We start from the raw sequence: 15,420 nt of genomic DNA on the forward strand, positions 1-15,420 counted from the left end.
CGCTTTTTGGTTTTAAACTTTTAAGATAGGAAAAGTTTGCGTAAGTTTGCGGTTTAAAACGAAAATTACGATTATGTTTAAAGACAAAACGATAGTATATACATCCGGGACGTTTGATATGTTCCATTATAATCATCTTAGGATGATCAATTACGCCCGTAGTTTGGCGGATATATTGATCGTCGGGGTTAGTACAGATGAGTTGGTCTCTTCTTATAAAGCGAAGCCGATCATTCCGTTCCATGAACGTTTGCAGATCATCGAGGCGTTGAAGACTCCCGATATCGTTATTCCACAACATTCCTTAGATCATACGGAAATCGTGAAGAAGCTGAATATCGACGCTTTCGTGGTAGGTGATGACTGGTTCGGAAAGTACGACTATCTGAAGGATTTAGGCGTTCAGGTATTTTATTTCCCTTACGGAACGGGGGTTTCCTCCTCGAATCTGAAAAAAACGATACATGATTCTTATGAGGCGAATCTGACAACCCAACGTCAGGCGAAGCCGGAAACAGTGAAAGGATCTGCCGCTAAATAACGATCAGTTTCATGGATAAATTTATTTTAATTACCGGTGGGACAAAAGGGATAGGAAAGGCGGTAGCGTCCTGTTTAGGAAAGGCCGGATATAACCTTATACTGACTTATGCTTCCGACCAAGCGGCGGCCGAGGAGGTACGTAGCGAGTTGGTGGGGCGTTTCGATATACAGGTTTCTATTCTGCGGGCCGATATCTCGGATCGGAATACGATCGGGGTTATCGATTCTTTCTTGGAGGAGAATAGGCTACGTTTGGACGGCCTTGTGTTCAATGCGGGAATGACCTGTCGGGATCCTTTTGAGGAACTTTCATTCGAGGATTGGGAACGGGTTTTCTTTGCTAATATCCATTTCCCGGTCTTCCTTTTACAGAAGATTGTTGGACGGATTAATAAGGGGGGAAGTATCGTGTTTACGGGTTCCTTGATGGGAATACAGCCTCATTCGGTATCCTTGGCATATGGGGTGACGAAAAGCGCGGTGCATGCGCTGGTCAAAAACATGGTGAAGTTCTTAGTTCCCTATGAACTGCGTGTGAATGCCGTGGCTCCCGGTTTTGTCGATACGGAATGGCAGAAAACAAAGCCTGCCGAGATCCGTCGGAATATAGAGAACAAGGTCTCTTTGGGACGGTTCTGCGACCCGGATGAATTGGCGGAAGTTTATAAAATGTTGATAGAGAATAGTTATTTTAATGGCGAGGTAGTCGTTGTGGATGGCGGTTACTCGTATAAATAAGAAACAAATGAGCGAGTTGGATAAGGAATACGAAGCATCGTTAAAGTCGATAGAAACAGAAAATAAGATAGACCGAATTTTTTATCGTCCGATAGGATTTCGTATTGCTCGTATGTTGCGAGGCACGGGGATTACCCCGAATATGATTACGGTTATCTCGATCTTCGTGGGTGCGGCGGTCGGATTTATGTTTTATCACGATAATTTGACATATAATATCTGTGGTATATTATTGTTGGTATTTGCCAATATCCTCGACTGCGTGGATGGGCAGCTGGCACGTCTTACAGGGATCAAGTCCGCTATCGGGCGTATCTTGGACGGATTCGCCGGGGATATCTGGTTCGCTTCGATCTATATCGGATTCGCTCTTCGTTTGTCTCATGATTACGGTACGGATTGGTTCTTTGCCTTGGCGGTCTTATCCGGTCTGTCTCATTTAGTCCAAGCGAATATCACGGATTATTATAAGACGCTTCACCTTTATTTTATCAGTAAGGATAAAGGATCGGAGTTTCAGTCTTTGGAACAGGTGGAGGCGAAACATAAGGAGATGAAGTATGGCATTAACAAGTTTTTCTACTTCTTATATCGTTGGTATACGATGTTGCAAGTGAAGGCTACGCCTACCTTACAGAGTATGTTACAAAATTTGCACGCGAAGTATGGGGATAATATTCCGGAGAATATCCGTGTGGACTTTCGTAAACAGAGTCGTCATTTAATGCGTTACATAGACTTGTTGACCTTTAATGGCCGGACGATGGTTATGTTTGTGATCGTACTAACGGGACAGGTCTGGGCTTATTACCTATACGAGATCATCGTGTTGAACATCGTACTAGCGATAGTGATGAGGAAACACGAGAAGATGTGTGCCTCGTTTTTAGGATAAAGTATGAAGAAGAGTGTTGTTGACATTTACGATTTGCAAGAGATGGCCCCGTTCTTCAAGGGGCGAGTGGGGACATGGTTAGGTAAGTTGCTGATAAAGTGCTTACGTGTGGATCTGGTTAATAAGGTACATGCCCGGAATTGTCATTTACGGGGCGCTGAGTTTACTTCCGCTTTATTGCATGACCCCATTATCGATCTCAGCTATGAGGTTCATAATAAGGAGATTTTAGATCATCTGCCGGAAGGGGCTTTTGTTACCGTTTCCAACCATCCGATCGGGTCGTTGGATGGAATCATGCTGATTGATATTTTCGCTTCCCGCCGTCCGGACTTTAAGGTGATGGTGAACGGCATCTTGACCAAGATCGGGGCGATGGAGGATAATTTCATATCCGTGGTGCCCGATTCCCACAAGCGAGGGGCGAATCCGGCGAATGTTAATGGCGTGCGACTATCCCTGCAACGCCTGAAAGAAGGTCATCCGATGGGTTTCTTCCCTGCTGGAGCGATCTCATTTTATAATAAAAAAGAGAAACAGGTACGGGATTTATCGTGGGCGCATAGCGTGATCCGCTTAGTTCGTAAGGCGAAAGCACCGGTATACCCTGTTTATTTTGATTTCCAAAATACCCATTTTTTCTATTGGCTAGGGAATATCAGCTGGCAAATACGTACCTTGCGTATTCCTACTGAGGCTTTCAATAAGCGTGGAAAGAAAGCGGATGTATATATCGGTGAGCCTATCTCGCCGGAAGAGATCGCCGCCATCCCGGAAGACAAGGATCTTGCCGAGTTCTTGTATAAACGTACATATGGTGCTAAAAAATAAGAAACGACCGATAGAATCTGTTATCAATAGTGGTAGTTTGAATTAAGATTTGTAATTTTGGCAGAGTAACTGAAATAATTACAGATTTTAAAAGTGAAAGAGTGATGAAGGTTGATGTACAACAGATAAAACAGCGTTTTGGGATTATTGGTAATAACCCGGGATTAAATCGTGCGATCGACGTTGCGCTTCAAGTAGCGCCAACCGACTTATCTGTTCTTATTACAGGAGAGAGTGGAGTAGGAAAGGAGACTTTCCCGCAAATTATTCACCAGAACAGTCAGCGTAAGCATGGACAATATATAGCCGTAAACTGTGGCGCCATTCCGGAAGGGACGATAGACTCGGAGCTTTTCGGGCACGAGAAAGGTTCTTTTACCGGGGCGTTGGCCGACCGTAAAGGGTATTTCGAGGTAGCGGACGGTGGAACGATCTTCTTGGATGAGGTCGGAGAGCTGCCAACTCCTACGCAAGCACGCTTGCTTCGTGTGTTGGAGACGGGTGAGTTTATCAAGGTCGGTTCCTCCAAGGTACAGAAGACGAATGTACGTATCGTTGCCGCTACGAACGTGAATTTAGTGCAGGCGGTTTCGGAAGGTAAATTCCGGGAGGATTTGTACTATCGTTTGAATACGGTGCCTATTCAAGTGCCTCCCTTGCGGGAGCGTCCGGAAGATATTGTCTTATTATTTCGTAAGTTCGCCAGTGATTGCGCCGAGAAATACCGGATGCCGCCGATCCGCTTGGATGATGAAGCACGTCAATTATTGGTTTCTTACCGTTGGCCGGGTAACGTGCGTGAATTGAAAAACATCACGGAACGTATCTCCGTAATCGAGGAGACACGGGATATAACGGCGGATGTCCTGCACCTTTATCTGCCGAACGTGAACGTTGAGAAATATCCGGTATTGGTGAAGCAAGATCCGGATCAAAAGATATTTAACAGCGAGCGGGAGATCCTTTATCAAGTCTTGTTCGATATGAAAAAGGACGTGAACGAGCTAAAGAAATTAGTGCATGATATCATGGGAGGGAATATCCCGATGCCAACGGTGGCAGACGATACCCCTTATGCGCATCCGATCCATCCGGCGGCGGTTCATGCCATGCACCCGACGATCCAAGATGCCGAGGATGTGGAAGAGGAGACTTTATCCTTGGAAGAGGTGGAGAAGGAGATGATCCGTAAGGCTCTGGAGAAGCATAACGGGCGACGGAAGAACGCGGCAGCCGACTTGAAGATATCGGAGCGTACGTTATATCGAAAAATCAAGGAATACAATTTGGAATAAAAATATGCTAAAGAAGATTGTCAACATACGTTTGTCGGCAGCCAATTGGCTTATACTCTCATTTTTGACGGTATTGGCTACGGCTTGCTCTATTTCCTATAAGTTTAATGGAGCCTCTATCGATTATACGAAGGTGAAGACCATTACGATTCGTGACTTCACGAACCAAGCTCCCTACGTGAATCCGACCCTTGCGCCGCAGTTTACGGAGGATTTGAAGGATATTTACATCCGTCAGACTCGTCTGCAACTGGTTCCGAGCAATGGCGACCTTGAGTTGGAGGGTGAGATCACTGGTTACGATTTCGCTCCAATGGCCGTGAAGGAGGATGCTATCGCCTCGCAGACGAGGTTGACGATCACGGTGCGGGTTCGTTACTCCAACCGGGTTAACCCGGATGAGGATTTTGAGCAGTCGTTCTCCGCTTACCGCGAGTTCGACAGTAACTTGATGCCGCAGCAGGTAGAGGGAACATTATGCGAGGAAATCATAGAGGAAATAGTAGACCAAATCTATAACGCTACGGTTGCCAATTGGTAGAATGAGGGCGGAGGATTTATATCGTTTGATGGAGGAGCCTTCGGAATTGACCGAGGGGACTCTTCTTGAGTTGCGACGAATCGTGGAGGATTACCCGTATTTTCAAGTGGCACGGATGTTGTATCTAAAGAATCTGGCCGTATTAAATGATATGAGTTTTACCTCGGAGCTGGAGAAGATGGCGATATTCTTGCCGGACCGGAAAAAGCTGTTCCAACTGATAGAGGGAGATAAATATGGCTTGAACTCCCGTGTGGAGCATGAGCCGGATATGCGAAAAGAGGATACTTTCTCCTTGATAGACGCATTCCTCTCTAACCGTAACGAGGAACCGGAGCCTAAGAAAGAAGCCCCGTTCCTGTTCCAGCCATCGGTATCGTCAGATTATATGTTTTGGTCATTATCGAAAGAGGAAGAAGAGAAGCCATCTGGAGAGGATGCGGAGAATAGGCTTCGACATCACGACTTGATCGATTCGTTCATTAAAAATGACCAACAGCGTATGCCGGGTAGCGGGCTGGAAATCCGTGAGGAAACCAGCCGTGCGGAGACTCCAGAGTCGGTGAAAGATTTGGATGATGAACAGTCCAAATCGCTGGAAGACTCGTGCCTTACGGAAACTTTAGCCCGGATTTATATAAAACAGAAGCGATATGATAAGGCTTTGCAAATTATTAAAAACTTAAGCTTGAAATATCCAGAAAAAAATGTTTACTTTGCAGACCAAATCAGATTTTTGGAAAAGTTGATTATTAACACTAAAAAATAAAACTAAGATGTACGTATTTATTTCTATCTTAATCCTGATTGCCTCTATACTATTAATCTTGATCGTGTTGATCCAGAACTCGAAAGGTGGAGGTTTGGCTTCAGGATTCTCTTCTTCTAACCAAATCATGGGTGTACGTAAGACCACAGACTTTTTGGAGAAAGCTACTTGGAGTTTGGCGGGTGCCGTAATCGTACTGAGTATCGTGATTACCGCATTTATCCCCAGAACTGAGCATGCCGCTCAATCAGAGATCAAGCAACAAGTGAACGACGCTGTCTCTATCGATCCTAACACGATCGCTCCGGACTTTGGTACAGCGCAACAACCGGCAGTTCCGGCAGAGGAAACTCCCGCTACTACTACACCTGCGGAGGAAAGCAACAAATAAGATTGTATTTGAGAATAATATAGAAGCCATATCCACTAACAATGGATGTGGCTTTTTTTGTGCTACTTTAAGTGGAAGCTTCTTTATCTCTTAATCTTTTCACCTATGTGAAAAGATCGTATCACAAGGGTGAAAAGATCGTATTACGTATATGAAAAGATCGTTTCATCTTTGTGAGACGATTATTGCGAATAGGGGCTTCTATCTCTTCATAGAAAGAAATGATCAGTTAAGTGGAATATTGTTCGTATATTTGTTACATATAATAGTAATAAGTATAAATACTCAGATATGGATATGATAAATTTTGATGGGTTGTTGATCGGTATCGTTACATTTTTGATTATCGGTCTGTTTCATCCGGTAGTCGTGAAGGCCGAGTATTATTGGGGGACGAAATGCTGGTGGATATTCCTTGTCTTGGGGATTTTAGGAGTGATAGCCTCCCTGTTTATAGACAGCGTGTTTGTGTCCGCTATTTGCGGCGTATTCGCCTTCTCATCGTTCTGGACGATCAAGGAGATTTTCGAACAGGAGGAGCGTGTGCAGAAAGGTTGGTTCCCTAGAAATCCGAAAAGAAAATACCCTTGGGACGATAGTGAGGTGAAATGAATTCTTTTCGTATCTTTGCGCTCGTGAAAGCGATATAAAAGCAATAAAGCTATGAAGAGAAAGAGAAAAAAGCAAGATCCGTTAGTCGAGTACATAAAGGCTAACCGGAAAGGCAGTCGTGAGGCCGAGTTAGAAAACCACGGCAGGCCGGTCAGTCATAACCGGATTCATGTATCGAAGAAAGTTTATAATCGTAAAAGAATGAAGGCAGATGCCCAGAGGCATCTGCCTTATTTGTTTTTAGTGGCCTAAAAGGAGACCTTAGTTCGCTGTATTGTTATTGATCGGTGTCTTTTCCTTGAACCACTCCACTAGTATCCCATTCTTGAAGCTTAGGATGTAGTAGCCTTCAGAGTAGTCGGCTATCGTCATGGTTACCGTCTTATAACTGATACTCTCTATCGGACCGTCGGGGGTTATCCGTGCGCCAGCCGACTCAAAATCCTTTCCTAGTATCGATATAACCTTTTGCTTGGTCATCCCTAGCTCTATCTTATGCATTCGGTTGTCCATTTTATAAGGATTCATTACCGTAGCGCATCCCATCAATAGGAACATTGTCAGCAACACGTATATCCCTTTCACCATCTTCATCTCTCTTTTTGTTATTTGTTGTATTGGGGGCTAAAGTAGACATTATCCCGGATATATAGTAATACGAGGATATAAAAAAAGAGGAAAACCTTTCGATTTTCCTCTTTTCCTAGAGCGGAAGACGGGGCTCAAACCCGCGACCCTCAGCTTGGAAGGCTAATGCTCTATCAACTGAGCTACTTCCGCAATATGTATTCTTTCGGTTTTCGAAAGAATTGGTTCACATAGTGAACCGATCAATTAAGGTGGGCAGTGATGGATTCGAACCACCGAAGGCGAAAGCCAGCTGAGTTACAGTCAGCCCCATTTGGCCACTCTGGTAACTGCCCCCTTGTTCTTAATTGCAGTGCAAAGGTACGATTTATTTTGAAACCTGCAAGCGTTTAGGCAGAAAAATTTACCATTTTTATTGCGGTAACCGCTGCCTCGTCCCCTTTATTGCCATATCTACCTCCCGCACGATCCTCGGATTGCTGCATGGTGTCGGTAGTTAACAGGCCGAAAATGAAAGGGATATCGTACATTAAATTCAATTCTGTAATACCTTGAGTAACGCCGGAACAAACGTAATCAAAATGTGGCGTGTCGCCTCTTACGACGCATCCCAGAACGATCACTGCGTCTAATTCTTTAGTCTCGGCCAATCTTTTGGCTCCAAAAGTCAGTTCAAAACTTCCCGGAACTCGTTTAACTACGATGTTTTCCGGTTTCACCCCGTGCTTTTCAAGCGTGTTGCAAGCACCTTCCAATAACTTCTCGGTAATGTTCTTGTTCCATTCCGCAACTACGATGCCGATGTTCATCTCTGAAGCATCGGGTACGCTGTTGAAATCGTACTCGGATAAATTCTGATAAGCTGTAGCCATACTTGTCTCTTTAAAAGAAGAGGATGCCTTGTTTGACCGAGACATCCTCTGTTATACTATATAATATACTGTTTATTTATTTTCCTGCCGAAGCACGGGTGATATACTTATCGATATCGGATGCCTCCATGGAAGTGTAATACTTGTCCTTGATAGTCGTGTAAGCCTTTACAGCCTTGTCGTACTCTTTCAAGTTCTCGTAAGCGATACCGGCCTTCTTCAAGTAAATCGGGCTGATTACCTCATTGTCGGCCTCCTTAGCGGCTTTCTCGAAATAGCTGATGCCTTCTTTCGTATTACCCATGTTCACGTAGCAATCACCGATCAAGCCTGTAACCGCCGGAGATACCATTTGGTCCTTTCCGCTGAAAGATTTCAATAAATCGATCGCTTTCTGCGTATCGCCCATCTTGTAGTAGCAGATACCTGCGTAAGCTTTCGCCAAGTTTCCGGCGTCCGTGCTTCCATATTGGTCGATGATAGCCTCGAAACCTTCATAGTCAGCTCCATTGCCGTTTAAAGCCAAGGCGAAAGAATCTCTGGCGAAGTATTGCTCACCCTTGAACATGGCGGCGGCAGCTTTTTTCTCCTGAGGAACTAAATAACCATGCTTGATTCCCAAAACAGCTCCAACAACGAGTGCGACAGCTATTATACCGTAAATAATCTTCTTTGAATTGTTTTCAATGAATTGCTCCGATTTGGAGACAATCTCTTCTACTTCTAACTCCTTGTTGGTGTCCTTTTCTTTAGTAGCCATAATGTGTTATAGTTATTTATTAATTTTATCGCTGATTTTAAGCCATACCATACGGTTGGCGATTCAAAGCGCAAAAGTAGTTTTTTTTGCTGATATAATCTATACTTAGAAGTATATTTTTTAATTTTGTACGATTAATACGGTTTAGATGATACTAAAGAAGCTTTCTGTTCTCAATTACAAAAATATACTTCAGTCCGAGGTTATTTTCTCGCCCAAGATGAATTGCTTTTTCGGCAATAACGGGATGGGGAAGACGAATCTATTGGATGCCATTCATTATCTCTCGTTTTGCAAGAGTCATGTCAATACGCCTGATAGCCAGATAATAAACAGTGATCAAGATCTTTGCGTGGTGCAGGGTAACTATGATTATGAGGGACGTGAGGAGGAGATTTTCTGTGCCATGCGGCGTAGGCAACGCAAACAGTTCAAACGGAATAAGAAGGAGTACGACAAGCTGTCCGAGCATATCGGCCTATTACCGTTGGTCATGGTCTCTCCGGCTGATGCCGACTTGATCCGGGGGGGGAGCGATGAGCGACGCCGTTTTTTGGACTTAATCATCTCGCAGCAGGACAAGCCTTATCTGCATGCGCTTATCCAATATAATAAAGCGTTGCTCCAACGGAATACGTTGCTGAAAGATCAGAGCATGGATGCCTCTCTTTATGAGGTATTGGAGATGCAGCTGGGTATGTACGGCCAAATCGTTTACGAGAAGCGGAAAAAACTGGTGGAGGATTTTACCCCGATCTTTAATGAGTACTACCAGACGATCTGCGGCTCTGCCGAGGAGGTAGGGCTACATTATATCTCGCAATTGGAGGAAACGGAGCTTGCCGGTAAATTGGCGATGAGCCGGGAACGGGATCGTATATTGGGCTATACCTCTTCCGGTATCCATAAGGATGAGCTGGAAATGACGTTGGGCGGGTACCTGATTCGCCGGGTTGGTTCGCAAGGACAGAATAAGACGTATCTGATCGCCTTGAAACTCGCTCAGTTCGCTTTCCTAAATAAACGGGGACGGACTACACCTATCTTGCTGTTGGATGATATTTTCGATAAGCTGGACGCTAGCCGTGTGGAGCAGATCATCAAACTGGTCAGCGAGAATGGCTTCGGGCAGATTTTTATTACGGATACGAACCGGAAGTATCTGGATGAGATCTTATTGGCTATGAATCATGACTATGCCCTCTTCCGTGTGGAACGTGGCGAGGTACAACCTATGGAGGAATAAGGATGCAGAGAAGAAATACACAGACATTGGGTGAGGTGCTTCGTGACTTTTTCGAGGATAATACCGAGTTGTACGAGAAAATGATGGAGATCCGGGTCCAACGTGCGTGGGGAGAAGTTTTAGGGCCTACGATCATGCAGTACACACGTAATATATATGTACGTGATAAGGTGCTTCATGTCTCATTGACTTCCTCCGTACTTCGTAGCGAGTTGACGCTTTGCCGGGAACGGTTGGTGAAAAGCTTGAATGATTATGCGGGTGCCTCGGTCATTACCAATATCGTTTTTCATTGAGTGTGGCTTTACCATTCGCAATATTACTTACTGGGTCAAGTAACATATACTGCCCAGTCCCGGTAAGTATATATGGCTTGACCCAGTAAGTATATATTCTGCGGAGAGATCAATAGATGGTGTCTTCTGTTATTACGTAATCCATTTTCTTGTCGAGTGGCTCTACCGGGACTTGCGGTATCATCTGGAACCCGAAGCATATGCCAACCTTGGGAGCGTTGAGCGTGGAAAGAAGGCGGTCGTAGAATCCCCTTCCTCGTCCCATGCGGTTCTTGTCTTTATCAAAGGCGACTCCGGGCACGATAATCAAGTCGATCTCATTCTTTGGAACTTCTATGCCGTCCGCCTTAGGCTCTAATATCCCGAAAGGTCCGGGTTTTAAGGATTCCGGTCCTTCGTAAAGAAGCAATCTCAAATCATCACCAACGATCAAGGGCAACAGAAGCTTTTTCTTTTGGTACCATTTCTCGATAAAGCCGGCGGTCTGTACTTCTCCTGCTATAGCGTGATAAAGGGCGATACAAGAAGCCGCTTGGAACAGTTCCGTCTGTTCCAAGTGGTTCATGATCTTATCCGATAGCTCGCACAAGGTAATCCTCGAATATTCTTTCTTTCGAGAGGCCATATCTTTTCGTAGGGCCTGCTTGGCTGTGTAAGTCTCCATTCGCTGATTGTTTTAATAGTTCCGCGTTCGGCACGGATTTTCCCTCTTGCAAGATCTTGATCGCACGTAATAAGGTAACGTCATCTTTTAGGAAAATGGGGTAGAAGCCCGCCTCGTCGAAGAAATTCCTTACGATATACGCTTGCAATTGGTTCTCGATTAACTTGCCGGATATATTAATTAATGTGGGACGTCTCTTGATGCCCTTGGTAGCCGCGAAGTTCACGAAGTCGGAAAGGAGCGGTTGTTGCTGCAAGTAATTATATAATTCCTCCCAAGTCTTGAATGAGCCTAGTTTCTCCCGATGGCGGTCTGAGTACTCGAGCGCATACAGGTAAAGCACGCCGCTATTTACCACATTTGAGTAGTAAGAGGTAACGCCACTCGTGTCGCGAGGGATAAAGATATCTGGCATGATACCGCCCCCGCCGTATACGGTACGTCCGCCTACGGTCTGGTATTTTAAGGAATCATCCATCTTGATGCTATCGGCCGAGTCAAACTCGCCGTGCATATATCGGTTATAGATATCTTGGTCGTAAGCGTCCGTATTACCCATCTCATATTTCTTCTGGATGCAGCGACCGGACGGCGTGTAATAACGGGCGATGGTCAATCGCATCTCTGAACCGTCGCTCAATGACATTTGAGTTTGTACCAGACCTTTGCCATACGTTCTTCGTCCGATAATCGTACCCCGGTCGTTATCTTGGATCGCTCCGGAGAATATCTCACTGGCGGAAGCCGAGATCTCATCGGTCAATACTACGATCGGGGCGTCTTTACAAGTTCCGGTTCCGTTCGCGTATACGTCGGAACGGGGGAACGACTTACCTTCCGTGTAGACGATCAAGCGTCCTTCCGGCATAAACTCGTTAATCATATTGATAGCGGCATCCATATATCCGCCGGTATTACCCCGTAAGTCGATCACGAAAGAGGTACAGCCCGCTTGTTTTAACTTGGCGATCGCCGTGATGAACTCATTATAAGTATTCCGGGCGAATTTGCTAACCTTGATGTAACCTATACCTTTAGCCGCCTCATAAGAAACATCGACCGAATTAACAGGGACATCTCCACGGGTTACGTCAAAATAGAGCAACTCAGGAGAATTCCCTCGCTGTACGCCTAGTTTCACCGTACTGTTCTTTGCGCCCCGAAGTGTCTTCATGATCTCTCCTTGGTTCTTTTTCTTTCCGGAAAAAATAGAATCATTGATCGAGATGATCCGGTCGAAGGGCAGTAAACCTGCTTTCTCTGCGGGACCACCGCTAATTACGCTGATCACTAGGATCGTATCGGTTTGCATATTAAATGATACGCCAATACCACTGAAAGAACCTTCCAGCTCCTCATTCACCACGGAAGCGTCTTCGGCGGGGATATATACGGAGTGAGGGTCTAATTCACTGAATATTTTCGGGATCGTACTCTCTACCAACTTAGACATGCTAACCGTGTCAACATATTGCTCGTCGATAATGTCCAAGATGGCATTTATCTTGTTGCCGCTGGAGTAGGACCGTTTTTTTCCTTGACTGATAGATAAATAATGGTTCCCAATAAAGATACCTAAAGCGATACTAGCCGCGATGATAACCGGGAGCCATACGGTCAGTCTTTTGTTTTTATCCATAAAAACGTTTTATTTATTCGTTCAAATCTATATAATCTACTATGATACCGGCACGCTTCAATAATTCGCAGCCGTCCGCTATTCGATAATTCTCGGAATAGACCACTCGCTTGATCCCGGATTGTATGATTAATTTCGCGCATTCAATGCAAGGGGAGGAGGTCACATAAATGGTCGCTCCTTTACTGCTGTTCGATGAGGCTGCCACTTTTGTGATGGCGTTAGCCTCCGCATGTAGAACATAAGGCTTGGTGACATTGTTCTCGTCTTCGCAAATATTTTCAAAACCGGCGGGTGTTCCATTGTATCCGTCGGATATGATCATTTTATCTTTTACTAATAATGCGCCCACTTGGCGTCGTTTACAGTACGAATTCTCGGCCCAGATAGCGGCCATTCGCAGGTAACGTTTATCTAATTCGTGCTGTTTTTCTGTTTTCTCGCACATTTGTTTACTCTTTTGTCTTTTAATCCAGACACAAAGGTAGTGATTATTTAGATTTACCGGGCTTATCGCCCGGTAAATTATTACTTCTTAATACCATTACGGATTAATAAGGCGTCTATCGTAGGCTCTTGTCCACGGAAACGCTTGTATAACACGGCAGGATCTTCTGTTCCACCTTTGGATAAGATATTGTCACGGAAAGATTTCGCGACCTCCTTGTTGAAGATTCCTTTCGATTTGAAAACGGAGAAAGCGTCGGCGTCTAATACCTCGGCCCATTTATATCCGTAATAGCCAGCCGCGTATCCTCCGGAGAAGATATGTCCGAAGCTTGTGCCCATCAAGGCTTCCGGTACTTCCGGCATGATTACGGTCGGAGCCCAAGCTTTTTTCTCGAATGCCGCTACGTCACCGTCGAAAGGTTGCTCCAACGTATGCCATGCCATATCCAGCAAGCCAAAGCTTAATTGGCGGCAGCAAAGGTAGCCAGCGTTGAAGTTTGAGGCGTTTACCAAGCTTTGTATCATCTCTTGCGGGATTTTCTCTCCGGTCTGGTAATGAACGGCGATCTGATCTAAGAACTCTTTTTCAGTCAACCAGTTCTCCATGATCTGGGAAGGTAATTCTACGAAATCACGATAAACGCTGGTTCCCGAAAGGCTGGAATATGTTCCTTGCGCTAGCATGCCGTGCAAGGAGTGCCCGAACTCATGCAAGAGTGTGTTCACCTCGTCGAAACTTAACAAAGAGGGCTTCGTGTCTGTCGGACGGGTAAAGTTCATCACGATAACGATCTGAGGACGGCTATCTTTTCCGTCTTTATCTTTGTATTGAGCCTTGATATTGTTCATCCAAGCGCCGGATTGTTTTCCGTCACGAGGGAAGAAGTCCGTATAAAGGATAGCAAGGAACTTACCATCGGCATCGTATACCTCGTAAGCGTCTACTTCCGGATGATAAACCTGGATTTTCTTGTTTTCCTTAAAGGTGATACCGTAGAGCTGGGTAGCTAATCCGAATACGCCTTTCTTTACGTTGCTTAACTCGAAATAAGGGCGAGTCATCTCGTCGTTTACCTTGAAGCGGATATCCCGTAACTTCTCGGAATAATAACTCCAGTCCCAAGGCATAACGGTGATATTCTCTTTCTCTGTACCTAACGCAAATCCTTCTACCGCATTGTATTCGTTGATCGCTATCGGTTTATAAGCTTCGAGTAACTGATTCAATAATTTGTATACGTTCGCTGAGTTTTTAGCCATTGTGTGTTCTAGCGCATATTCGGCGTAATTCTTGAATCCCATCAACTGGGCGATCTCTAGGCGGATATTAACGATCTTTTTGATAATGTCCTTATTGTCGAACTCATCCCCTTTATTTCCTACGCTCATGTATTCACGATACATTTTCTCTCGCAAATCACGCTTGTCGGAATAACGCATGAATGGAATGTAACTCGGAGCCGAGAGATTGAATAACCATCCGTCTTTATCTTTACTTTTGGCTAACATGGCCGCTGCGTCACGAGCACTTTCGGGTAAACCGGATAGTTCGTTCTCGTCCGTTATTAGTAATTCGAACCGGTTTTTATCTTTCAAGGCGTTTTGATCGAACTGCAAGGTTAACATGCTTAGGTCCATACTTAGCTTGCGGTATTTTTCCTTGTCATCTTTATTTAACGTAGCCCCATTCGCTTTAAACGACTCATAAAGGTCTTCCAGCAATTTAGCATCCTCGGTAGAAAGGTTCAATTGTTCTTTTTTATCATAGATTGATTTGACCCGAGCAAGTAGCTTCTCATTTAAGAAGATGTTATTGGAGGTTTGGGATAACTTCGGGGAGACACGTTGCGAGATTTCCATCATCTCGTCGTTAGCCTCTGCCCCTAATACATTAAAAAAAACAGAAGAGACTGTTTCCAATAATTTGCCGCTACGTTCCAGAGCTACTACCGTATTCTCGAAAGTAGCCGGTTGCGGGTTATTGGCGATCTCTTGCACCTCTTTTTCCATTTGCTTGATTCCTTCGTCGAAAGCGGGCTCATAATGCTCGATCTTGATCTTATCGAAAGGAGGGGTCTCGAACGGTGTTTTAAACTTCCCGAAGAAAGGGTTATTTGCTGCGTGTGTCATTTGAATTGCGCTTAATAAAATTACTACATTATATAATAACTTCCTCATATTAAAAATTGTTTGAAAATTTCCGCAAAGGTAGGCATTTTAATCACAGGAACATTATCGGCGTTTGTTTTTATATTCAGATTGATTTAAAATGAAAAATAGAACATTTCCT

At 44.6% G+C, this 15,420-nt stretch carries 19 protein-coding genes and 2 tRNA genes; 12 read left to right on the forward strand and 9 right to left on the reverse strand.

The genetic code is table 11. The features are described from left to right. Nucleotides 1-73 precede the first annotated feature (73 nt). The 10 genes from DWX84_RS13215 to DWX84_RS13260 all read left to right on the forward strand — a co-directional run bounded on the left by DWX84_RS13215 (nucleotide 74) and on the right by DWX84_RS13260 (nucleotide 6,867). Nucleotides 74-541 carry an adenylyltransferase/cytidyltransferase family protein gene (locus tag DWX84_RS13215; protein WP_005861572.1) on the forward strand — a complete coding sequence of 156 codons (468 nt, stop codon included), beginning with the start codon at nucleotides 74-76 and terminating at the stop codon, nucleotides 539-541. Between the two features lie 11 nt (nucleotides 542-552). Continuing rightward, on the forward strand, nucleotides 553-1,281 hold the full coding sequence (locus DWX84_RS13220; protein ID WP_005865829.1) for an SDR family NAD(P)-dependent oxidoreductase: 729 nt from the start codon (nucleotides 553-555) through the stop codon (nucleotides 1,279-1,281). Nucleotides 1,282-1,288: 7 nt separating this feature from the next. Further along, on the forward strand, nucleotides 1,289-2,176 hold the full coding sequence (locus DWX84_RS13225) for a CDP-alcohol phosphatidyltransferase family protein (RefSeq protein WP_005861576.1): 888 nt from the start codon (nucleotides 1,289-1,291) through the stop codon (nucleotides 2,174-2,176). Between the two features lie 3 nt (nucleotides 2,177-2,179). Continuing rightward, on the forward strand, nucleotides 2,180-3,007 hold the full coding sequence (locus DWX84_RS13230; RefSeq protein WP_005861578.1) for a lysophospholipid acyltransferase family protein: 828 nt from the start codon (nucleotides 2,180-2,182) through the stop codon (nucleotides 3,005-3,007). Nucleotides 3,008-3,111: 104 nt separating this feature from the next. Beyond that, nucleotides 3,112-4,302, forward strand: coding sequence for a sigma-54-dependent Fis family transcriptional regulator (locus tag DWX84_RS13235; protein WP_087880726.1), 1,191 nt, complete (start codon nucleotides 3,112-3,114; stop codon nucleotides 4,300-4,302). 4 nt (nucleotides 4,303-4,306) lie between these two features. Continuing rightward, nucleotides 4,307-4,843, forward strand: coding sequence for an LptE family protein (locus DWX84_RS13240; protein WP_005861582.1), 537 nt, complete (start codon nucleotides 4,307-4,309; stop codon nucleotides 4,841-4,843). A gap of 1 nt (nucleotide 4,844) precedes the next feature. Continuing rightward, nucleotides 4,845-5,612 carry a hypothetical protein gene (locus tag DWX84_RS13245; RefSeq protein ID WP_022192884.1) on the forward strand — a complete coding sequence of 256 codons (768 nt, stop codon included), beginning with the start codon at nucleotides 4,845-4,847 and terminating at the stop codon, nucleotides 5,610-5,612. Nucleotides 5,613-5,619: 7 nt separating this feature from the next. Then, entirely contained in the window at nucleotides 5,620-6,003 is a 384-nt protein-coding gene (secG, locus tag DWX84_RS13250) for a preprotein translocase subunit SecG (protein ID WP_022192885.1), read from the forward strand. A 291-nt stretch (nucleotides 6,004-6,294) separates the two neighbouring features. Next, complete coding sequence (locus tag DWX84_RS13255) at nucleotides 6,295-6,615, forward strand: DUF4491 family protein (protein WP_008774116.1); 321 nt, start codon at nucleotides 6,295-6,297, stop codon at nucleotides 6,613-6,615. A gap of 51 nt (nucleotides 6,616-6,666) precedes the next feature. Further along, a complete protein-coding gene (locus DWX84_RS13260) occupies nucleotides 6,667-6,867 on the forward strand; it encodes a hypothetical protein (protein ID WP_048928013.1) in 201 nt (66 codons plus the stop codon). A gap of 9 nt (nucleotides 6,868-6,876) precedes the next feature. On the opposite strand, the gene DWX84_RS13265 is transcribed toward DWX84_RS13260, so the two are convergent. From DWX84_RS13265 to DWX84_RS13285, 5 genes are all read right to left on the reverse strand, one after another. Then, entirely contained in the window at nucleotides 6,877-7,209 is a 333-nt protein-coding gene (locus DWX84_RS13265) for a hypothetical protein (protein WP_008774115.1), read from the reverse strand. Nucleotides 7,210-7,322: 113 nt separating this feature from the next. Next, a tRNA-Gly gene (locus DWX84_RS13270) sits at nucleotides 7,323-7,395 on the reverse strand. Between the two features lie 60 nt (nucleotides 7,396-7,455). Next, nucleotides 7,456-7,538, reverse strand: a tRNA-Tyr gene (locus tag DWX84_RS13275). A 54-nt stretch (nucleotides 7,539-7,592) separates the two neighbouring features. After that, entirely contained in the window at nucleotides 7,593-8,075 is a 483-nt protein-coding gene (gene ribH, locus DWX84_RS13280) for a 6,7-dimethyl-8-ribityllumazine synthase (RefSeq protein ID WP_008774114.1), read from the reverse strand. A gap of 76 nt (nucleotides 8,076-8,151) precedes the next feature. Further along, entirely contained in the window at nucleotides 8,152-8,835 is a 684-nt protein-coding gene (locus DWX84_RS13285; RefSeq protein ID WP_009276541.1) for a tetratricopeptide repeat protein, read from the reverse strand. A gap of 148 nt (nucleotides 8,836-8,983) precedes the next feature. Between DWX84_RS13285 and DWX84_RS13290 the strand changes: the two genes are divergently transcribed. Continuing rightward, nucleotides 8,984-10,081: a DNA replication/repair protein RecF gene (locus DWX84_RS13290; RefSeq protein ID WP_009276542.1), complete on the forward strand. Its 1,098-nt coding sequence runs from the start codon at nucleotides 8,984-8,986 to the stop codon at nucleotides 10,079-10,081. 2 nt (nucleotides 10,082-10,083) lie between these two features. Then, nucleotides 10,084-10,377, forward strand: a complete 294-nt coding sequence (locus tag DWX84_RS13295; protein WP_005865842.1) for a DUF721 domain-containing protein — start codon at nucleotides 10,084-10,086, stop codon at nucleotides 10,375-10,377. Nucleotides 10,378-10,486: 109 nt separating this feature from the next. Here the strand turns inward: DWX84_RS13295 and DWX84_RS13300 are convergent, their stop codons facing one another. The 4 genes from DWX84_RS13300 to DWX84_RS13315 all read right to left on the reverse strand — a co-directional run bounded on the left by DWX84_RS13300 (nucleotide 10,487) and on the right by DWX84_RS13315 (nucleotide 15,308). Next, entirely contained in the window at nucleotides 10,487-11,002 is a 516-nt protein-coding gene (locus DWX84_RS13300; protein WP_005865844.1) for a 5-formyltetrahydrofolate cyclo-ligase, read from the reverse strand. After that, on the reverse strand, nucleotides 10,947-12,680 hold the full coding sequence (locus tag DWX84_RS13305) for a S41 family peptidase (protein WP_005865846.1): 1,734 nt from the start codon (nucleotides 12,678-12,680) through the stop codon (nucleotides 10,947-10,949). Before DWX84_RS13305 ends, DWX84_RS13300 begins: the two co-directional genes overlap by 56 nt. Before the next feature lie 13 nt (nucleotides 12,681-12,693). Next, entirely contained in the window at nucleotides 12,694-13,128 is a 435-nt protein-coding gene (locus DWX84_RS13310) for a dCMP deaminase family protein (protein ID WP_048928015.1), read from the reverse strand. Nucleotides 13,129-13,208: 80 nt separating this feature from the next. Further along, complete coding sequence (locus tag DWX84_RS13315; RefSeq protein ID WP_172618143.1) at nucleotides 13,209-15,308, reverse strand: M3 family metallopeptidase; 2,100 nt, start codon at nucleotides 15,306-15,308, stop codon at nucleotides 13,209-13,211. Nucleotides 15,309-15,420: the final 112 nt, after the last annotated feature.

Origin of the sequence: Parabacteroides sp. AF21-43 (assembly GCF_003635435.1) — a bacterium.
Classification (GTDB): Bacteria; Bacteroidota; Bacteroidia; order Bacteroidales; family Tannerellaceae; genus Parabacteroides; species Parabacteroides distasonis.